The 19,466-nt window shown below is 74.4% G+C and carries 14 protein-coding genes; 11 read left to right on the forward strand and 3 right to left on the reverse strand.

The genetic code is table 11. From position 1 onward, the window contains the following. Positions 1 to 36 precede the first annotated feature (36 nt). The 3 genes from ACFLFB_RS15715 to ACFLFB_RS15725 are packed head-to-tail and all read left to right on the forward strand — an operon-like array spanning position 37 to position 4,395. Positions 37 to 1,425 (forward strand): magnesium chelatase, encoded by a 1,389-nt coding sequence (locus ACFLFB_RS15715; RefSeq protein ID WP_392543108.1) that lies wholly within the window; start codon positions 37 to 39, stop codon positions 1,423 to 1,425. After that, the gene (locus ACFLFB_RS15720; protein WP_392543109.1) at positions 1,422 to 3,419 is read left to right on the forward strand and encodes a VWA domain-containing protein; all 1,998 of its coding nucleotides are present in this window, start codon (positions 1,422 to 1,424) and stop codon (positions 3,417 to 3,419) included. Before ACFLFB_RS15715 ends, ACFLFB_RS15720 begins: the two co-directional genes overlap by 4 nt. Before the next feature lie 19 nt (positions 3,420 to 3,438). After that, entirely contained in the window at positions 3,439 to 4,395 is a 957-nt protein-coding gene (locus ACFLFB_RS15725; protein ID WP_392543110.1) for an NAD(P)-dependent alcohol dehydrogenase, read from the forward strand. Here ACFLFB_RS15725 and ACFLFB_RS15730 read toward each other — a convergent pair. Then, entirely contained in the window at positions 4,392 to 7,028 is a 2,637-nt protein-coding gene (locus tag ACFLFB_RS15730) for an ATP-binding protein (protein ID WP_392543111.1), read from the reverse strand. The genes ACFLFB_RS15725 and ACFLFB_RS15730 overlap by 4 nt on opposite strands. 90 nt (positions 7,029 to 7,118) lie before the next feature. On the opposite strand from ACFLFB_RS15730, the gene ACFLFB_RS15735 reads away from it, so the two are divergent. Continuing rightward, positions 7,119 to 8,837 (forward strand): FAD-dependent oxidoreductase, encoded by a 1,719-nt coding sequence (locus tag ACFLFB_RS15735; RefSeq protein WP_392543112.1) that lies wholly within the window; start codon positions 7,119 to 7,121, stop codon positions 8,835 to 8,837. A 6-nt stretch (positions 8,838 to 8,843) separates the two neighbouring features. Here ACFLFB_RS15735 and ACFLFB_RS15740 read toward each other — a convergent pair whose 3' ends face one another. Further along, the gene (locus ACFLFB_RS15740; RefSeq protein WP_392543113.1) at positions 8,844 to 9,359 is read right to left on the reverse strand and encodes a hypothetical protein; all 516 of its coding nucleotides are present in this window, start codon (positions 9,357 to 9,359) and stop codon (positions 8,844 to 8,846) included. Between the two features lie 14 nt (positions 9,360 to 9,373). Next, positions 9,374 to 11,854 (reverse strand): aminopeptidase N, encoded by a 2,481-nt coding sequence (gene pepN / locus ACFLFB_RS15745; RefSeq protein WP_392543114.1) that lies wholly within the window; start codon positions 11,852 to 11,854, stop codon positions 9,374 to 9,376. A gap of 70 nt (positions 11,855 to 11,924) precedes the next feature. Between pepN and ACFLFB_RS15750 the strand changes: the two genes are divergently transcribed. The 7 genes from ACFLFB_RS15750 to ACFLFB_RS15780 all read left to right on the forward strand — a co-directional run bounded on the left by ACFLFB_RS15750 (position 11,925) and on the right by ACFLFB_RS15780 (position 19,466). Continuing rightward, complete coding sequence (locus ACFLFB_RS15750) at positions 11,925 to 13,058, forward strand: ROK family protein (protein WP_392543115.1); 1,134 nt, start codon at positions 11,925 to 11,927, stop codon at positions 13,056 to 13,058. Positions 13,059 to 13,195: 137 nt separating this feature from the next. Next, entirely contained in the window at positions 13,196 to 14,548 is a 1,353-nt protein-coding gene (locus tag ACFLFB_RS15755; protein WP_392543116.1) for an extracellular solute-binding protein, read from the forward strand. Then, the gene (locus ACFLFB_RS15760) at positions 14,545 to 15,525 is read left to right on the forward strand and encodes a carbohydrate ABC transporter permease (protein WP_392543117.1); all 981 of its coding nucleotides are present in this window, start codon (positions 14,545 to 14,547) and stop codon (positions 15,523 to 15,525) included. The genes ACFLFB_RS15755 and ACFLFB_RS15760 overlap by 4 nt, the downstream gene beginning before the upstream one ends. Continuing rightward, positions 15,525 to 16,364 (forward strand): carbohydrate ABC transporter permease, encoded by an 840-nt coding sequence (locus tag ACFLFB_RS15765; protein WP_392543118.1) that lies wholly within the window; start codon positions 15,525 to 15,527, stop codon positions 16,362 to 16,364. The genes ACFLFB_RS15760 and ACFLFB_RS15765 overlap by 1 nt, the downstream gene beginning before the upstream one ends. Then, positions 16,361 to 17,776, forward strand: a complete 1,416-nt coding sequence (locus tag ACFLFB_RS15770) for a glycoside hydrolase family 3 N-terminal domain-containing protein (RefSeq protein ID WP_392543119.1) — start codon at positions 16,361 to 16,363, stop codon at positions 17,774 to 17,776. Before ACFLFB_RS15765 ends, ACFLFB_RS15770 begins: the two co-directional genes overlap by 4 nt. Next, complete coding sequence (locus ACFLFB_RS15775) at positions 17,773 to 18,681, forward strand: ROK family protein (protein WP_392543120.1); 909 nt, start codon at positions 17,773 to 17,775, stop codon at positions 18,679 to 18,681. Before ACFLFB_RS15770 ends, ACFLFB_RS15775 begins: the two co-directional genes overlap by 4 nt. Continuing rightward, positions 18,681 to 19,466 (forward strand): glucosamine-6-phosphate deaminase, encoded by a 786-nt coding sequence (locus ACFLFB_RS15780; RefSeq protein ID WP_392543121.1) that lies wholly within the window; start codon positions 18,681 to 18,683, stop codon positions 19,464 to 19,466. Before ACFLFB_RS15775 ends, ACFLFB_RS15780 begins: the two co-directional genes overlap by 1 nt.

Below are 19,466 nucleotides of genomic sequence, written 5' to 3' on the forward strand. Positions count from 1 at the left end.
CTGTCGGATGTCGGGGTGCTGACGTAGCGTGAGGCGATGAGCGAGCGTCCCACCAGCACGACCGTCGGCCGGCTCCGCGAGTCCGGGCACGAGCTGCGCTCCGTGCGCGCGGAGATCTGCGGCAACCTGCTCGCGGCCCTCGCGGCCGGGCGCGACCCCTGGCCGGGGCTGCACGGGTTCGCCACCACGGTGGTGCCCCAGCTCGAGCGGGCGCTGCTCGCCGGGCACGACGTCGTCCTCCTCGGCGAGCGCGGCCAGGGCAAGACCCGCCTGCTGCGCAGCCTCGTCGGGCTGCTCGACGAGTGGTCGCCCGTCATCGCCGGCTCCGAGCTCGGCGAGCACCCGTACGAGCCGATCACCGTCGAGTCGCGGCGCCGCGCCGCCGAGCTCGGCGACGACCTGCCGGTGGAGTGGCGGCACCGCGACGAGCGCTACTCCGAGAAGCTCGCCACCCCCGACACCAGCGTCGCCGACCTCATCGGCGACGTCGACCCCATGCGCGTCGCCGAGGGCCGGCGCCTCGGCGACCCCGAGACGATCCACTTCGGCCTCATCCCCCGCAGCCACCGGGGCATCGTCGCCATCAACGAGCTCCCCGACCTCGCCGAGCGCATCCAGGTGGCGATGCTCAACGTCATGGAGGAGCGCGACATCCAGATCCGCGGGTACGTCCTGCGCCTGCCCCTCGACGTCCTCGTCGTCGCGAGCGCCAACCCCGAGGACTACACGAACCGCGGCCGCATCATCACCCCGCTCAAGGACCGCTTCGGCGCCGAGATCCGCACGCACTACCCGCGCGAGCTCTCCGACGAGGTGGCCGTGGTGCGCCAGGAGGCCGGGCTCGTGGCGCAGGTGCCCGACGCCCTGCTCGAGGTCGTCGCCCGGTTCACGCGAGCCCTGCGCACCTCCCCGGCCGTCGACCAGCGCTCCGGCGTCTCCGCGCGGTTCGCCATCGCCGCCGCCGAGACCGTGGCCGCGGCCGCGCTCCACCGCGCCACCGTCGTGGGCGAGGACGAGGCGGTCGCCCGCGTCGTCGACCTCGAGGCCGCGCTCGACGTCCTGCGCGGCAAGGTCGAGTTCGAGTCGGGCGAGGAGGGCCGCGAGCGCGACGTCCTCGCCCACCTCCTGCGCACCTCCACCGCCGAGACCTGCCGAGCGCGGCTGGGCGGCATCGACCTCGCACTGCTCGTCACGGCCATCGAGGACGGCGCGCTCGTCACCACCGGCGAGCGGGTCGCGGCCCGCGACTTCCTCGACGGCCTCCCCGTCCTCGGCGAGTCCGACGTCTACGAGAAGGTCGCCGCCAAGGCGGGGGCCGCGAGCGCCGGCGAGCGGGCCAGCGCCATCGAGCTCGCCCTCGAGGGCCTCTACCTCGCCCGCCGCATCGGCAAGGACAGCGCCGACGGGGAGACGGTCTACGGATGAGCCGCTACCGCAGGTACGACGGCGGCGACCCCCTCGCGCCGCCCGTCGACCTGCGCGAGGCGCTCGACGCCATCGGTGAGGACGTCATGGCCGGCACCTCCCCGGAGCGGGCGCTGCGCGAGCTGCTCCGCCAGGGAACCCGCAGCCGCGTGGGCCTCGACGAGCTGGCCCGGCGCGTCGCCGAACGGCGCCGCGAGCTGCTGGCCAAGCACCAGCTCGGCGGCACCCTCGACGAGGTGCGCCGCCTCCTCGACGACGCCGTCCTCGCCGAGCGCAAGCAGCTGGCCCGCGACCTCGACGACGACGCCCGCTTCGCCGAGATGCGGATCGAGAACCTCCCGCCCTCCACGGCCAGCGCGGTCAGCGAGCTCGCCGACTACCCGTGGCGCAGCAGCGACGCGCGCGAGAAGTACGAGCAGATCAAGGACCTCCTGGGCCGCGAGCTGCTCGACCAGCGCTTCGCCGGGATGAAGCAGGCCCTCGAGAACGCCACCGACGAGGACCGCGAGCAGGTCGAGGCGATGCTGCGCGACCTCACCGACCTGCTCGCCGCCCACGCCCGCGGCGACGACACCACCGCGCAGTTCGAGCGCTTCATGGCCGAGCACGGCGACTTCTTCCCCGAGGACCCACAGTCGGTCGAGGAGCTCATCGACTCCCTCGCGGCCCGGGCCGCCGCTGCCCAGCGGATGCTCGCGTCGATGACGCCGGAGCAGCGGGCCGAGCTGGCGCAGCTCTCGGCCCAGGCCTTCGGCTCCCCCGGCCTCATGGACCAGCTCTCGCAGCTCGACGACCTCCTGCGCGGCCTGCGTCCCGGTGAGGACTGGGACGGGTCCGAACGGTTCTCCGGCGAGCAGGGGCTCGGCCTCGGCGACGGCACCGGCGTGCTGCAGGACGTCGCCCAGCTCGACGCGCTGTCCGAGCAGCTCTCCCAGGCCAACCCCGGCGCCCGGATGGACGACGTCGACCTCGACGCCCTCGCCCGCCAGCTCGGTGACGAGGCCGCCGTCGACGCCCGCGCCCTCGCCGAGCTCGAGAAGGCCCTGCGCGACAGCGGCTACCTCACCCGCGCCACCGACGGCACCCTGCGCCTGTCCCCGCGCGCCATGCGTGAGCTCGGCCGCTCCCTCCTGCGCGACGTGGCCGGGCGGCTGTCCAACCGGCAGGGGGCACGCGACGTCCGCACCGCCGGCGCCGCGGGCGAGGCCAGCGGCGCCACCCGCCCGTGGGAGTTCGGCGACACCGAGCCGTGGGACGTCACGCGCACCATGACCAACGCCCTCACCCGCACCGCGGCGGAGGGGTCGGGCGACGGCATCCGCCTCGACATCCGCGACGTCGAGGTGGTCGAGACCGAGGCGCGCACCCGGGCGGCCGTGGCGCTGCTCGTCGACACCTCGTTCTCGATGGCGATGGACGGCCGGTGGGTGCCGATGAAGCGCACCGCCCTCGCGCTGCACCAGCTGGTCTCGTCGCGGTTCCGCGGCGACCACCTCGAGCTCATCGGCTTCGGCCGGCACGCCGAGGTCATGCAGATCGAGGAGCTCACCGGGCTCGACGCCATGTGGGAGAAGGGCACCAACCTCCACCACGCGCTGCTCCTGGCCAACCGCCACTTCCGGCGGCACCCCCACGAGCAGCCGGTGCTGCTCATCGTCACCGACGGCGAGCCCACGTCCCACCTCGAGCCCGGTGGTGAGGTGTTCTTCGACTACCCGCCGCACCCGCGCACCATCGCCCTGGCCGTGCGTGAGCTCGATGCCGCGGCCCGGCTGGGCGCCCAGACCACCTTCTTCCGGCTCGGCGAGGACCCCGGGCTGGCGCGGTTCGTCGACTCGATGGCCAAGCGGGCCGGAGGGCGCGTGGTCGCTCCCGAGCTCGGCGACCTCGGGGCGGCCGTCGTGGGCTCCTACCTCGGATCCCGTTCTCCCGGTTCGGAGTACGGAAGCTCGTACCGCGACCTCTTCGGTGGTCGCGGCTTCTGGGCCGGCTGAGGACGAGGGGCGGCCGACGATGAGGGCCGTCGTGTACGACCGGTACGGGGGACCCGAGGTCCTGCGGCTGGAGGAGGTCGCGGTGCCCGTGCCGCGGGCCGGCCAGGTCCTCGTGCGGGTGGTCGCGACCTCGCTGAACCTCTCCGACTGGGAGGCGCTGGTGGGCAGCCCCGCCTACGCCCGGCTCGGCGGGCTGCGGCGCCCTCGCCGGCACGTGCTCGGCTCCGACATCGCCGGGGTCGTCGAGGCCGTGGGTCCCGGCGTGACCGGCTTCGCCCCGGACGACGAGGTGTACGGCGACAACCTCGCCCTGCTGGGCGGCTTCGCCGAGTACGCCGTCGCCGCCGCGACGGCGCTGGCGCCCAAGCCGCCGTCCCTGTCGTTCGTCGACGCCTCCACGATCCCCCAGGCCGGAGTGATCGCCCTCCAGGGAACCGCCGGCGCGGAGCCGGGGAGCCGGGTGCTCGTCAACGGGGCCGGTGGCGGTTCCGGGGCGTTCGCCCTCCAGCTGGCCAGGGCGGCGGGCGCCCACGTCACCGGCGTCGACAACGCCGGCAAGCTCGACTTCATGCGCTCGCTCGGCGCCGACGAGGTGGTCGACTACCGCGCCACCGACTTCACCCGGCTCCCGCCGCACGACCTCGTCCTCGACCTCGTGGCCCACCGCTCGGTGTTCGCCTACCGCCGGGCGCTCCGGCCGGGCGGGCGGTACCGGTGCGTCGGCGGCTCGGCGCGCACCCTCGTGCGGCTCGTCACCGTGGGTACGGTGCTCGGACTCGCCACCGGCCGGCGGATCGGCGTGCTGCCGGTCCGGATGGGACCCGAGCACTTCACGCCGATGGCGCAGCGCGTCGTCGCCGGCGATGTCACGGTCCACGTCGACCGGGTCGTCGGCTTGGAGGACGTCCCGGCGGCGCTGGCACACGTGGGTGCGGGCCGCGCGCTCGGCAAGGTCGTCGTCGAAGTGGCCCGCTAGGTGGATGGGATGCGGTCGGCCTCGGCCAGGGCGGTGGCCAGGTCCATGGCCCGGCCCTCCCGCTCGTGGTCGGCGAGCTCCGGGCCCAGCGCCACCCTCGACGCCGCCAGGTGCCGGTCGAGGTAGGCCCTGTCGGGTTCGGCCAGCGGCAGCCCGCCGGCACGGCGCTGCTCGTCGGCGCAGGCGGCCAGCCGAACCGCCCCGGCGTGCTCCCCGTGCATCGCGGCCGCGACGGCCAGCAGCTCGACCACCCCCAGGGCGAGGTCCGGGTCGCCGTGCTCGGTGACCCGCGCCGCCACCCCCCGCAGGAGGTCGGCGGCCCGGCCCGGCCGACCCGCCTCGAGCAGCGCACCCGCGAGGTTCACCCGGTCGGCCGCGACCCCCCACGCGTTCCCCAGGTCGAGGTCGATCCGCTCGGCCTCGCTGAGGAGCGGCAGCGCGGCCTCGGGGCGCCCGGTGTCGACCTCGAGCAGGGCGAGGTTCGTGAGGGCCGTGGCCTCGCGCTGGAGGCTGCCGAGGGCCCTCGCCACCGAGATGCTCTGGACGAGCAGCTCGCGCGCCCGGTCGGTGTGGCCCAGGGCCCGGTAGGCGACGCCGAGGCTGTTCAGGGCCATGCTCTCGCCGACGCCGTCGCCCGCACGGCGCCAGAGCACGAGCGTCTTCGCCAGGACGTCGCGGGCGCGGCCCGCGTCCCCGCGCTGGATCAGCAGGAGCGCGAACGTGTGCAGCAGCCGGGCGAGCTCGGGCCCTTGGCGCGCGGAGGCCGCCGAGGACGCGCGTTCCAGCCAGCGACCGCTCTCGACGTCGTACCCCGTCACGTACCAGTACCAGCCGAGGGCGGTGCACAGGCGGATGCCGAGTGCGGCGCGGTCCTCGTCGGCGGGGCGTTCGGCACGGGTGTCCGCGCCGCCCAGTGCCCAGTCGAGGGCAGCCCGCACGTTGTCCATCTCCAGCTCGAGGGCGCTCCTCGACGCCATCGCGTCCGGGCCCTTGAGCCGGTCACCCTCGCGTTCGGCGACGGCGAGGAAGTGCTCGGCGTGCCGGTGCTGCAGCGCGTCGAGCTCGTCGGCCTCGGCGGCCAGGTCGTGTGCCACGGCGTGGACCGTCTGCAGGAGGCGGACGCGTGCACCCGCGGGGTCGTCGTCGACGCGAACCAGAGCGGCGTCGAGCAGTCCCGAGACCGCGGACAGCGCCGATGGTTCGCCCAGCACTGCGGCGACGGCGTCGAAGGTCCCGCCCGAGCCGCCGAAGGTGGCAAGGGCCCGGAAGGCCCGCTGCTCGCGGGGGCCCACCATCCGGTAGCTCCAGTCCACGGCGGCCCGCAACGTCCGTTGCCGCTCCGGGTGGCCGGGGAGCGGCAACCCGAGCGCCTCGTCGAGGTGGTCGAGCAGGGCCCTGGTCGGGAGCAGGCGGACCCGCGCTGCGGCCAGCTCGACCGCCAGGGGCAGCCCGTCCAGGCGGTGGCACAGGGCGACGACGTCGGCCACGTTGTCCTCCCCGAGACGGAAACCGGGGTCGGCCAGCCGCGCCTGCTGCACGAAGAGGCACACCGCACCTGACCGGGACGCCGCCTCGAGACGACCCTCGGCCGGGCCGAGGTCGGGCAGGTCGAGTGGCGGCACTGGGTACTCCTGCTCCCCCGGCACCCGGAGCGGACGGCGACTCGTGGCGAGCACCCTCAGCCGGTTCGTCCCCGCCAGCAGCGAGCGCATCACGTCCGCGCCCGAGTCGGGCAGCTGCTCGAGGTTGTCGAGGACGAGGAGGAGGTCACGCTCCCCGAGCCGGCCGAGGAGCCCGGCCTCGCCGTCACCCACGTGTCCGAGCGTCTCCGCCAGCGTGGACCACGCGACATCCGGCTCGGTCGCGGACGCCAGCTCGACGAAGTGGACCCCGTCCGGGTAGGCCGGGGCCACGACCGCAGCCACCGCGAGCGACAGCCGCGTCTTCCCGGTGCCGCCCGGACCGGTGAGGGTCACCAGCCGGGGACCGGGCCGCGTCAGCACCGACGTCAGGGCCTCGAGCTCGCCGTCGCGGCCCACGAGCGCCGTGGGCGCGACCGGCAGGCTCCCCGGCGCCCCGAGGCTGCGCAGCGCAGGGAAGCTCGTCGGGAGCCCGGGCACGACGAGCTGGAAGATTCGCTGGGGTTCCTCGATGTCCTTGAGCCGGTGGGTTCCCAGGTCGAGGAGGTCCGTGCCGTCCGGGAGGGCGTGGCGCACCCGGTCCGCCGTGGCGGCGCTGAGCACGACCTGTCCGCCGTACGCCGTCGCGGCCACCCTGGCCCCCAGGTGCACGTCGAACCCGACGAGGTTGTCCTCGAACGGGTCGGGATGCCCCGTGTGCAGCCCCATCCGCACGCGGAGCCTGACCCCCTGGGGCCACGGGAACGCCTCCAGGCCCGTCTGCCCCTCGGCCGCGGCCGACACCGCGTCCCCGGCCGAGCCGAAGACGACGAAGAAGCTGTCGCCCTCGGTGCCCAGCTCGCGACCGCCGGTGCGCGCGAACGCCGCCCGCAGCACGTCCCGGTGGCTCGCGAGGACGTCCGGATAGATCGGGCCGAGCCGGTTCAGCAACCGGGTCGAGCCCTCGATGTCGGTGAACAGCATCGTCAGCTCGGCGGACGGGACGGCGTCCATCTGCTCATCATCGACCGCGCCACATCGCAGGTCTACGCTCGGACGGTCACGACCACCTCTGGCAGCCGAACACGGCGGAGCGGAGGGCCGATGCCGACGTCGCCCACGGGCCAGGCCTCGCCCGTGCTCGTCGTGTGCGCGGGTGTCGACGAGCGTCGCGACGCCGTCGTCGTGCAGCTGCGCGAGCGGTACTCGGCGAGCTACGACGTCGTCGCGACCGCCTCCGCGGGCGAGGCCACCGCGGCCCTGCGCGAGCTGGCCGCCGACGCCCGCCAGGTCGCCCTCCTCCTCGCGGACGACCCCGGATCCCTCGTCGACGGCCGCACGGTCTTCCGTCTGGCTTCCGAGCTGTTCCCGGACGTCCGGCGCGGCCTGCTCGTGGAGTGGGGGGCGTGGGGCGACCGGGAGAGCGCCGACCGCATCCTCGCGCTCATGGCGCAGGGCCAGATCGACTACTACGTCATCCGGCCGTGGCACAACCCCGACGAGTACTTCCACCGCACGGTGACCGAGTTCCTCGTCGAGTGGGACCGGGCCATCGGGCTGAGGCCGCGGGAGGTGTCGGTCGTGGGTGACCCGTCGTCGGCCCGGGTCCACGAGATCCGGGGGCTGCTGGCGCGAAGCGGCATCCCCCACGGCTTCCTCTCCGCCGGGTCACCGGAGGCCACCGAGCGACTGGAGGCATCTGGGGTCGGGCCCGGTCCGGGGACCGTCGTCCTCCTCCATGACGGAAGGGCCCTCCTCGAGCCCGGCAACGCCGAGCTCGTCGCGGCCTTCGGCCTGGCCGTCGACGTCGCCGACGACGCGATGTTCGACCTCGTGGTCGTCGGGGCGGGGCCGGCCGGTCTCGCCGCGGCGGTTTACGGCTCCTCCGAGGGACTGCGCACGCTCGTCGTCGAACGCGATGCCATCGGTGGCCAGGCCGGGTCCAGCTCGCTCATCCGCAACTACCTCGGCTTCGCGCGCGGCATCTCCGGGGCGGAGCTCGCGCAGCGGGCCTACCAGCAGGCCTGGGTCTTCGGCTGCTCGTTCGCCCACTCACGGGCGGCGCTCCGACTCGAGCAGTCGGGCGACGGGCTGCTCGTCGGCATCGAGCCCGACCGCACCGTCCGGACCCGTTCGGTCGTCCTCGCGACGGGCGTCTCGTACCGCCAGCTGGGGGTGCCCGAGCTGGTGCCGTTCGAGTCCCTGGGGGTGCACTACGGCGCCTCGGCCTTCGACGCCAAGGGCCTGAGGGACCGCAGGGCCCACGTCGTCGGCGGCGGCAACTCCGCGGGCCAGGCGGCCTTGCACCTCGCGCGGTACGCCTGCCGGGTCAGCCTCCTGGTGCGCGGCGAGACCCTCGCCGCGAGCATGTCCCAGTACCTCCTCGACGCACTCGACGCAGCCGGGGTCGAGGTGCGGCTGCGCGCAGCGGTCGTTGGTGGAGGAGGAGCCGGCCACCTCGAGCACGTCGTCGTCCGCGACCTGGACACCGGCGAGAGCACCGTCGAGCCGACCGACGCGGTGTTCGTCCTCATCGGGGCCCGGCCGCGCACCGAGTGGCTGCCTCCACTGGTCCTGCGCGACCCGTGGGGGTACGTGCTGACCGGCGACGACGTCCTCGCCGAGGGAGGCCGCCGAGCCTGGCCCCACGAGGACGACCCGCGGCCGCTCGAGACGTCGGTGCGCGGGGTCTTCGCGGTCGGTGACGTGCGGCGCGGGTCCGTGAAGCGGGTCGCCTCCGCCGTCGGGGAGGGGTCTGTCGTGGTGTCCTCGGTGCACGCCCACCTCGGCCGCCAGGTCGTCGCCGGCCCTCCGGGTCGCTGAGCTCGCCTACCTGGGCGACTTCGTGGGGCGGGTGGGCGGCGTCGTCGCCCCGCGGGACTTGGTGGTGGGCAGCGACGGCAGGATCGTGGGCAGCACGGTCGGCAGGCTCCCCGACGAGGTGGGGGTCGGCGCCGGGGCCGGGGTCGACGACCCCGGCGGACGGGTCGCCGACGGTACGCCGGTGGATGCCCCGGGCGTGGGCGTGCCGGAGAAGGTCGGGCTGGGCGAGGGCGTCTGGCCGGCGTCCACGGGGGTCGCGGTGATGGTGACCTCCGGGGTGGCGGACGACCCCGGAGTCGGCGCACCCCCGGTGGCGCCCTCCGGGTCGGGCGTCCCGACCACCCAGGGGACGACGACCGCGGCCGCCACGACGAAGGGCAGTGCAGCCAGCAGCCCACGGCGCCACCACGGGGTGCGGCGCGCGTGCCGACCGGACTCCTCGTCGCGCCGGGCGGTCGCGCGCAGCACGAGCCCGGAGGCGACGAGCGCCAGGACGACGACGACCACCACGAAGACGACCATGCGGCTGCCTCAGGTCACCCGAACCGGCGGCGGCTGGTGAGCGCCTCGTGGAGGACGTGGTCGGCGTCGACGAGCGCCCGCCGCACCCCGGGGGTGAGGTCCTCTCGGGCGAGAAGCGCGGCCGTCGCCTCGGCGGTGGCGTCCTCGACGACGGTCGTCGGGTGGAGGGCGCCGACGACGCGCGACATCGCGTCGTCGCTCATCCGGGCCGACATGCCCACGAGGAGGTCGCCGACCTCGCCGACGTAGGGACGCACGAGGTCGAGGTCGGGGGCCGACCAGAAGGCCGACGCGATCGACAGCGCGGCGTAGTTGGAGAGGGTCGCGTCGTCGCGCAGCCGGGCCCACGCCCACTGCTTGGCCTCGGCGGTCGGGCGCGCCGCACGGACACCGAGGGCCGCGAGCGACCCCGCCAGGGAGCGGTCGGCCTCCTCGGCCGCGCGGATCTCGCTCTCCGACAGGGCATCCAGCCCGGCGAGACGGCGCAGCAGCACCCACCGGAAGTCGTCGTCACCGGCGAGGACGACGGGCAGGTCGTCGCCCGCCACCCAGCTCCTGAGGCGGTCGGCGTCGGTGGCGGTCCGACCCCACACCCGCGCCGCGAGCACGGCGAGCGCGTCACCCTCGACCCCCGGCTCGTGTCCGGCCCGGTCGAGCAGCTCGTCGGCCGCGGCGGCCACCCGCGCCAGCGCGGCGGGCTGCTCGTCCGGGGGGAGGAACACCGGCACGACCTGCGACGTGGTGACGAGCGAGACCCGGGCCAGCACCGCGGCGTCGCTCTCGTGCGGCCACGCGGCGGCGAAGACGTCGATGACGGCGCGCGGGTCGACCTCGCCCCGGTTCACCGCCCCCAGGAGGGACACCCACACGACGGCTCGGGCCGATGCGTCCGGCACGGACGCCAGCCCCGCCGGGAGGCCGGCCACGGTCGCCTCGTCGAGGGTCACCTCGGCCCAGGTCAGGTCGCCCGCGTTGGGGACGACGAGGGCACCGTCGGGCAGGTCGGCCAGGCCCGGCACGGGGGTGCGGTCGGAGGTCGCCACGACCTCGACCCGCGCCACTTCGGCACCGTCGGCGAAGGCGGCGACGTCGAGCGTGTGCGGCCGGTCGGCGGGGTGGTCGGCCGGCGCGGTGCGGGTGAGGACGTCGCCGTCCAGCGCGAGCCGGTCGGCCCCCGACGTCTGGAGCCAGGCGGCGCTCCACGCCTCGAGCGAGGACCCGTGCGCCGCCTCCATCGCGGCGAGGAACTCGGAGAGCTCGCCGTTGCCGTAGGCGTGGTCGGCCAGGTAGGCGGCGACACCGCGCACGAACGCGTCGTCGCCGATGTGCGCGATGAGCTGGCGGATGACCGAGGCGCCCTTGGCGTAGGAGATGCCGTCGAAGTTGCCGAGCGCCGAGAGGGCGTCGGGCGCAGGCGAACCCGCGACGGGGTGGGTGCTCGGCGAGCGCTCGGCCGCGTAGCCCCAGTGCTTGCGGATGACGCCGAACTCGACCCACGCGTCGGTGAACTCCGTGACGGCCGTGCAGACCCGGTAGGCCATGTACTCGGCGAACGACTCGTTGAGCCAGAGGTCGTCCCACCACCGCATCGTCACGAGGTCGCCGAACCACATGTGCGCCATCTCGTGGGCGATGGTGTTCGTGCGCTGGAGGAGCTGGTCGGGGGTGGCGGCCCCGCGGTGGATCATGGTGTCGCGAAACGTGACACAGCCGGGGTTCTCCATCGCGCCGGCGTTGAACTCGGGCACGAACGCCTGGTGGTACTCGCCGAACGGGTACCGGATGCCGAAGAGGCGGTGGTACTCGTCGAAGCACACCCGGGTCGCCGCGAACATGTGCTCGGCCTGCTCGCGCAGGTACGGCTCGAGCGAGCGGCGCGCGTGCAGCCCCATCGGGATGCCGTCGTGCTCGTCGTGGACCGACGCCCAGGGACCGGCGCACACGGTGACGAAGTAGGTGGCCAGCGGCGGCGTCGTGGCCAGCACCGTGCGCCCCGGTGACTCGAGCGTCGCACCCCCGTTGCCGATGACCGTCCACTCCTGCGGCGCGGTGACCGCCACCGAGTACGGCGCCTTGAGGTCGGGCTGGTCGAAGCAGGCGAAGACCGTCGGGGCGGCGTCGAGGAAGAGGTGCCCGTAGACGTAGTCCTCGTCGTCGGCCGGGTCGGTGCTGCGGTGCAGGCCCTGGCCGTCGTGGCTGTAGGCCATCGTCGCCTCGACCTCGAGGACGTTCTCGGCCGCCAGGTCGTGGAGGACGAGGCGCCCGTCGTCGAGGGCGGCGGGGTCGAGCTCGGTGCCGTTGAGCGCGACCCGGTGCAGCGCGCGGGGGCGCAGGTCCACGAAGGTCGACGCGCCCTCCTCCCGGGCGGTGAAGGAGATGGTCGTGCGCGAGCCGAAGGTCTCGACCCCCTGGTCGAGGTCGAGGTCCACCTCCATCGCGGTCACGGTGAGCAGGGCGGCGCGGGTGGCGGCCTCGGCGCGGGTCAGCGAGGGCATGGGGACACCCAACCAGAACCTGGGCGCGAGGGGTTGACGGGAATAAGTTAGTAAAGTTTACTAACGCTCCATGAGCCAGTCACCGCGTCGCGTCCGGACGTCCTCGGCCGTCCTCCCGACCGACGGCCGGCGCCAGAACCTCTCGCTCGTCCTCCAGACGCTGCGGCGGCTCGGCCCCACCTCGCGGGCCCAGCTGGCCCGCGAGGTCGGGGTGACCAAGGTGACGATGTCCGACCTCGTCGCCGAGCTCATCGAGGGGGGCCGCGTCCTCGACGTCGGACCCGCCGAGCACGGGGGCGCCGGCCGCCGGGCCACCCTCGTCGACCTCGACCGCGGCCGCCTGCTGACCCTCGCCCTCGACCTCTCGGTCCCCGCCCGGCTCAAGGCCGCGGTCCTCGACATCACCGGCGCGGTCGTCGTCCTCGAGGAGCGCGAGGCCGACGTCGACGCCACCCAAGGGCGCGGCCTGGACCCCGCCGTCGTCATCGAGCTGGTGCGCTCGACCATCGCCCGGTCGCCCGCCCCCGTCCTCGGCATCGGGATCGGCACCCCGGGCCTGGTCGACCGGCACGGCACGGTCCGCGCCGCCCCCAACCTCGGCTGGACCGACGTCCCGCTGCGCGAGCTGGTCGCCGAGGCCACCGGCCTGCCGGTCCTCGTCTGCAACGACTCCGACGCCGCCACCCAGGCCGAGCTGAGCACCTCCCCGGGCAGCGAGGACATGGTCCTGGTCCACGTCGGCCGCGGTGTCGGCTGCGGCATCGTCACCGGAGGACGCCGCGTCGCCGGCGCCCACCACGCCGCGGGCGAGATCGGCCACGTCACCGTGGGCACCGACGGGGGCGAGCAGTGCCCCTGCGGCAAGCGCGGCTGCCTCGAGACCTGGCTGTCCGTCCCCCGGCTGCGCGCCGCCCTCGACGCCGCCGACCCCGAGGAGGGGCGCGCGGTCGTCGAGGCCGGGGGCGAGCGCCTCGGCGTCGCCCTCGCCCCGCTCGTCGCCGCCCTCGACCTCTCCGAGGTCGTCCTCGCCGGTCCCGAGGAGCTCCTCGCGCCGGTCGTCCCCGTCCTCGAGCGCACGCTGTCGGCGCGCCTCCTCGAGGACCCCGAGCACCCGCTGTCCGTCCGGCTCGCCGGATCCCCGCAGGACATCGTCCTGCGGGGGGCAGCGGCGCTGGTCCTCTGGGACCGGCTCGGGGTCGTCTGACCCCACCACCCCACCCCTCATCCCCTCACCACCCGCAGCACCGCACCACCCGGCACGGCACGGCACGGCACGCAACACCACCCACACCAAGGAACGACCGGGGCACCGTCGCCCCACCGCCCGAAAGGAAGTCCGACATGACTCGGCGCCTCCCCCTCGTCGCGCTGACCAGCGCGGCGCTCCTCCTCACCGCCTGCGCCGCCGGCGGCGAGTCGCAGACCCCGGCCGCGACCGACTCGTCGGCCAACGCGGGCAAGACCGTCACCCTCTGGCTCGCCGGTGGTGACACCCCCGACGAGCTGCGGACCTACCTCACGGACACCTTCAAGGCCAAGACGGGGGCGACGCTCACCATCGAGGAGCAGTCGTGGGGCGACCTCGTCACCAAGCTGACGACCGCCCTGCCCGACGCCGCCAACTCCCCCGACGTCGTCGAGCTCGGCAACACCCAGAGCCCGACCTTCACCAACGTCGGCGCGTTCCTCGACATCTCCGACCTGTACGACGAGCTCGGCGGCTCGAAGCTGCTCCAGTCCTTCGTCGACGCCGGGTCGGTCGACGGCAAGAAGTACGCCCTCCCCTACTACTTCGGCTCGCGCTACGTCTTCGCACGCACCGACGTGTGGAAGGAGGCCGGCGTCGCCAAGCCGACCACCCTCGAGGAGTTCAACACCGCGGTGAAGACCATCGCGCAGAAGAACCCGCGCGGCATCAAGAACTTCTCCGGCTTCTTCATCGGCGGCCAGGACTGGCGCAACGGCATCTCGTGGGTGTTCGCCAACGGCGGCGACCTCGCGAAGAAGGAGGGGGGCCAGTGGGTCTCCACCCTCAGCGACCCGAACACCCTCACGGGCCTGGGCCAGCTGCAGGAGATCTACCGGTCCGCGAGCAAGGCCCCGGCCGACGCCAAGGACCAGACGCCGTGGCTGTACATCAACGACAGCGACGTCGTCCTCGACGCGGACGGCAAGCCGAGCGGCAAGACCGCGCTCTCGGCCGCGACGATCATGGCCCCGGGCTGGGCCCACTGGTCGATCGGCGACCTGGAGAAGAAGGACGGCAAGGACGTCCGCACCTGGGACCCGAAGAAGTTCGAGACCTTCGTCCTCCCCGGCACCGACGGCAAGCCCGCCCCGGTCTTCGCCGGCGGCTCGAACATCGCGATCTCCGCGAAGTCGAAGAACCCGGCCCTGGCCAAGGAGCTGATGAAGATCGTCTTCAGCCCCGAGTACCAGCAGAAGCTCGGCGGCGCGGGCCTCGGCCCGGCCAACAGCGAGTACGTCTCCTCGCTCGGCAGCGACGAGTTCGCCAAGGCCCTCATGGACTCCGCCTCGAACAGCAAGCTCACCCCGGCCGCGCCGGGCTGGGCCGCGGTCGAGTCCTCGATGGTGATGGAGGAGTTCTTCGGCAAGATCCGTGACACCTCCGACCTCGCGGCCCTGGCCAAGGAGTACGACGCCAAGATCACGCCGATGCTCAACCTCACGTGAGCACCACCCCGGCGGCCGGAGCCGTCACCGACCGGCCGCCGGGGCCGCTCCACCACCGCAAGGACCGCACCATGCCCACCGCCACGCGCCGCAGGCCAGGACGCCGGCTCCCGCTCCTCCTCGTGCTCCCCACGCTCGTGCTCCTCGTGGCGGCGCTCGGGTACCCGGTCGGCTGGCAGCTCGTGACGAGCTTCCGCAGGTTCGGTCTCCTGCAGCAGTTCGGCGCCGCCCCCGAGTGGGTCGGCCTGGACAACTACGTCTCGCTCGTCACCGACCCGGCCCTGTGGGCGGTCGTCCTGCGGTCGGTCGCCTTCTGCGTCATCACCTCGGTCGTCACGGTCACGGTCGGGGGCGGGCTCGCCGTCCTCATGACCGCGCTCGACCGGTGGGCCCGGCTCGTCCTGCAGGTCTCGCTGCTCCTGGCCTGGGCGATGCCGGTGGTCGCGTCGATGACCGTGTGGATCTGGATCGTCGACTGGCGCCGGGGCCTGCTCAACTGGCTGCTCGTCCGGCTCGGCGACGAGGAGGCCCAAGGGCACAACTGGCTCTCGCAGCCGGTGTCGTTCCTCGTCGTGGCCGGCGTCATCGTCGTCTGGATGAGCGTGCCGTTCGTCGCGCTGTCGATCTACGCCGGCCTGACCCAGGTGAGCACCGAGGTCCTGGAGGCCGCGACCATCGACGGCGCGAGCGGCTGGCAGAAGCTGCGGCACATCATCGCCCCGCTCGTGCGGCCGGTGCTCTCGATCGTCTTCCTGCTCCAGCTCATCTGGAACCTGCGGGTGTTCACGCAGGTCAAGCTGCTCCAGGACGCCGGGTCGGTGGCCAACGAGACCAACCTGCTCGGCACCTTCGTCTACCAGCTGGGCACGGGCAAGGGCGACTTCGGCACCGCGAGCGCCGTCAGCGTCCTCATGCTCGTGCTCACCGTGGCCCTCAGCTGGCCCTACGTCCGCTCACTCATCGGGGAGGAGTCCTGATGCGCCGCTCCCCCGCCTCGCGCGTGCTGCTCACCGTGCTGGCCCTCGCCGTCGCCCTCGTCTGGGCGTTCCCGGTCTACTGGATGCTCAACTCGGCCTTCCTGCCCAACGTCGTGCTGCAGTCCACGACACCGACGTTCGTGCCGTTCGGCGGGTCGCTCGACAACCTCCGGACCGTGCTCACCGACCCGGCGTTCAGCCGGGCGCTCGGGACCTCGCTCGTCGTCACGCTGACCACGGTGGTGGCGGCGCTGTGCATCGCGTTCCTCGGGGCGCTGGCCATCAGCCGGTTCCGGTTCCGCGGGCGCACCTCGTTCGTCCTGGCCCTGCTCCTCATCCAGATGCTGCCCGCCGAGGGCCTGTTCATCGCGCAGTACAAGATGATGAGCGAGCTCGGCCTGCTCAACCGCTCCATCGCGCTGGCCGTGCTCTACACCGCGGCCGTCGTGCCCTTCACGATCTGGATGCTGCGCGGCTTCGTCGCCGGCATCCCGGTCGAGCTGGAGGAGGCGGCGATGGTGGACGGCCTCTCCCGCACGAAGGCGTTCATGAAGATCACGTTCCCGCTCCTCGCCCCCGGCCTCGTCGCGTCGGGCGTCTACGCCTTCCTCCAGGCGTGGAACGAGTTCACCGTGGCGCTGGTCATCATGACCGAGGAGCAGTCGCGCACCCTGCCGCTGTGGCTGCGCGGGTTCGTCCAGGCGAGCGCGAGCCGCGAGACCGACTGGGGCCAGGTCATGGCCGCGTCCACGCTCGTCGCCCTCCCCGTCATCGTCTTCTTCCTCATCGTGCAGGGCCGGATGAGCAGCGGGCTCGTCGGCGGGGCGGTGAAGGGATGACCACGACCGACCCGGGGGTGGCCGCCGACGTCGCGGCGACGCTCCAGCCGGGGTTCGCCGGCTCGACCGTGCCCGCGTGGGTGGAACGCGCCCACGCCGGTGGGCTGGTGTCGCTGTGCCTGTACGGCGACAACGTGACCGCGGGTGCGGGGCTCGGGGCGCTGACCGCCGACCTCCACGCCCGGTTGCCCGGGGTCCTCCTCGCCACCGACGAGGAGGGCGGGGACGTCACGCGCGTCCACTACCCCGGCGGCTCGACCGTCCCGGGCAACGCCGTCCTCGGCCGGCTCGACGACCCTGCCCTCACCCGGCGCACCGCTGCCGCCATCGGGGCCGAGCTGGCGGCGCTGGGCATCGGCCTCGACCTCGCCCCCAGCGTCGACGTCAACTCCTCGCCCGAGAACCCGGTCATCGGGGTGCGCAGCTTCGGCGACGACGCCACGCGCGTGGCCCGCCACTCCGCCGCGTTCGTCGGGGGCCTCCAAGGGGCCGGGGTCGCCGCCTGCGCCAAGCACTTCCCGGGGCACGGGGACACGGTCGTCGACTCGCACCACGGCCTGCCGCGCGTCGACGTGCCGCTCGACGTCCTGCGCGAGCGCGAGCTCGTCCCCTTCCGCGCGGCGGTCGAGGCCGGCGTCCGCACCGTGATGACGTCGCACATCATCGTGGCCGCCCTCGATGCCGAGCGGCCGGCGACGTTCTCCCCCACCGTGGTCCGCGTGCTGCGCGACGAGCTGGGGTTCGACGGCGTGCTCGTCAGCGACGCCCTCGACATGGCCGGGGCGAGCGCCGGGACCGGCATCCCCGAGGCCGCCGTGCGGGCCCTGGCGGCGGGCGTCGACCTGCTCTGCCTCGGGTCGAACACCAGCGAGCTGCGGTACGCCGCGGTCCACGACGCCGTCGTCGACGCCGTCGGTTCGGGGCGGCTGCCCCGCGAGCGTGTCGCCGAGGCGGCCGCGCGGGTCCGCGCCCTGGCATCCGACGTCGCGCGGCCCCCGCTGGGTGGCGAGCCCCCGGACGCGCCCCTCGACACCTCGACGATCGCCTCGGCGTTCCGCCTGTCCGACACCGCTGTTCGCTGGCTCGCCGCGACAGGCCCGGTCGCGGTCGTCCAGGTCGGCTCGGTCGCGAACCTCGCGGTCGGCGACGTCTCGTGGGGCCCCGCCGGTCTCGGCGCGGCCGTCGCCGAGGCGGACGTCCACGCCGGGGACCGCGTCGCCGTGGTGGGCCGCGCCATCGGCAACGACCACCCCGCCCACGCCACCGCAGAGCGGCTCCGCGCCACGGGCCACGACGTCCTCCTCGTCGAGTGCGGCTGGCCCCGCAGCGGCGCCGACCTCGAGGTCTTCGGTGGTTCCCCGGCGGTGGCCCGCGCCCTCCTCGCGGTCCTGCGCGGCGAGGTGACGCCGTGAGGGTGGGCGTCGACATCGGCGGCACGAAGACCGCTGCCCTCGTCCTCGACGCCACCGGCGCCACGGTCACGCACGTGTCCGCCCCGTCGGGTCGCGGGGCGACGCAGGTGCTGGCCACCGCCGTCGACGTCGCCGACCGGGCCGCCTCCGCGGTCGGGGGCTGGGCGCAGGTCGAACACCTCGGCGCGTGCATGCCCGGCCTCGTCGACCCCGACACCGGGTGGGCGCGGCACGCGGTGCACCTCGGGGTCGGCGAGCTCGACCTCGCCGGAGGGCTCGCTGCCGCCACCGGACGCAGGCCGCACGTCGACAACGACGTCAAGGCCGCCGCCCTCGGCGCGCACCACAGCCTCGGCGCCGAGGCCGCCACCGGAACGACCGCCTACCTCAACGTCGGCACCGGCCTCGCGGCGGCGATCGTCCACCGCGGGGAGGTGGTGCGCGGTGTCGGCGGCGCGGCCGGCGAGATCGGGCACCTCCCGGTCGGGTCGGGCATCCGCTGCTCGTGCGGCCAGGAGGGCTGCCTCGAGACCGTGGCGTCGGGCACCGCCCTGCACCGGATGTGGCCGCGCCCGGCCGGGGACCTGTTCCCCGCGGCCGCCGCCGGCGACCCCCGCGCCCGGGACGTCGTGGCCACCCTGGCCCACGGCATCGCCGTCGCCGTGCAGGTCCTCGTCGTCACCGGGGCAGAGCTCGTCGTCATCGGCGGCGGGGTCGCCCGCGACCGGTCGGCCCTCGAGGCGGCGGTGGCCGCCGACGTCACGGCCCGGGCTGCGGCCTCCCCCTTCCTCCGTAGGCTGGACCTCGTGTCACGCACCCGAGTCCTCGACGGCGACGTCCCGGTGGCGGCCATCGGCGCCGCCCTCCTCCCCGGCCGCACCGAGCACCTGGCGGGGGTGCGCTGATGGAGGTCGTCGTCCGCGCGACTCCCGAGGACGCCGCCCGGCGCGCCGCGGAGGCCGTCCTCGCCGCCCTGCCCACCGACGGGCGTGACGCCGTCATCGGCCTGGCCACCGGGTCCTCCCCGCTCGGGCTGTACCGCGAGCTGGGTCGAGCGGTCGCCGAGGGGCGCGCCGACTTCTCCCGGGCCCACGGCTTCGCCCTCGACGAGTACGTCGGCCTGCCGCCCGGCCACCCCGAGGGGTACCGCGAGGTGCTGCTGCGCGAGGTGTGCGGCGTCATCGGGCTGGCGCCCGAGCGGCTGTCCGTGCCGGACGGGTCGGGTACCGACGTCCCGGCCCTGATGGCCGCGGCGCGCGCCTACGAGGAGCGGATCCGCTCGCTCGGCGGGGTCGACGTGCAGGTGCTGGGCATCGGCGCCAACGGGCACCTCGGCTTCAACGAACCGGGGTCGGCGCTCACCTCACGAACCCGGGTCAAGCGCCTCTCCGACCGCACCCGGCGCGACAACGCCCGCTTCTTCCAGGGCCTCGACGACGTCCCCACGCACTGCGTGACGCAGGGGCTCGGCACCATCCTCGACGCCCGGCGCCTCGTCCTCGTCGCCACCGGTGACGCGAAGGCCGATGCCGTCGCCGCGGCCCTCGAGGGGTCGTTCACCGCGTCGGTGCCCGCGTCGGTGCTCCAGTGGCACCCCGACACCGTCGTCTGCCTCGACGAGGCCGCGGCCGCCGCCCTGCGCAACCGCCAGTACTACGACGACGCCGCGGCCGGGCTCGGCGACCACTGA

The organism is Oryzobacter telluris (genome assembly GCF_043099285.1).
In the GTDB taxonomy this organism is placed as follows: Bacteria; Actinomycetota; Actinomycetes; order Actinomycetales; family Dermatophilaceae; genus Oryzobacter; species Oryzobacter telluris.

Coding starts and splice junctions, on each gene's coding strand:
- ACFLFB_RS15715 (WP_392543108.1), top strand. CDS start 37: ATGAGCGAGCGTCCCACCAGCACGACCGTCGGCCGGCTCCGCGAGTCC.
- ACFLFB_RS15720 (WP_392543109.1), top strand. CDS start 1,422: ATGAGCCGCTACCGCAGGTACGACGGCGGCGACCCCCTCGCGCCGCCC.
- ACFLFB_RS15725 (WP_392543110.1), top strand. CDS start 3,439: ATGAGGGCCGTCGTGTACGACCGGTACGGGGGACCCGAGGTCCTGCGG.
- ACFLFB_RS15730 (WP_392543111.1), bottom strand. CDS start 7,028: ATGGACGCCGTCCCGTCCGCCGAGCTGACGATGCTGTTCACCGACATC.
- ACFLFB_RS15735 (WP_392543112.1), top strand. CDS start 7,119: ATGCCGACGTCGCCCACGGGCCAGGCCTCGCCCGTGCTCGTCGTGTGC.
- ACFLFB_RS15740 (WP_392543113.1), bottom strand. CDS start 9,359: ATGGTCGTCTTCGTGGTGGTCGTCGTCGTCCTGGCGCTCGTCGCCTCC.
- pepN (WP_392543114.1), bottom strand. CDS start 11,854: ATGCCCTCGCTGACCCGCGCCGAGGCCGCCACCCGCGCCGCCCTGCTC.
- ACFLFB_RS15750 (WP_392543115.1), top strand. CDS start 11,925: ATGAGCCAGTCACCGCGTCGCGTCCGGACGTCCTCGGCCGTCCTCCCG.
- ACFLFB_RS15755 (WP_392543116.1), top strand. CDS start 13,196: ATGACTCGGCGCCTCCCCCTCGTCGCGCTGACCAGCGCGGCGCTCCTC.
- ACFLFB_RS15765 (WP_392543118.1), top strand. CDS start 15,525: ATGCGCCGCTCCCCCGCCTCGCGCGTGCTGCTCACCGTGCTGGCCCTC.
- ACFLFB_RS15770 (WP_392543119.1), top strand. CDS start 16,361: ATGACCACGACCGACCCGGGGGTGGCCGCCGACGTCGCGGCGACGCTC.
- ACFLFB_RS15780 (WP_392543121.1), top strand. CDS start 18,681: ATGGAGGTCGTCGTCCGCGCGACTCCCGAGGACGCCGCCCGGCGCGCC.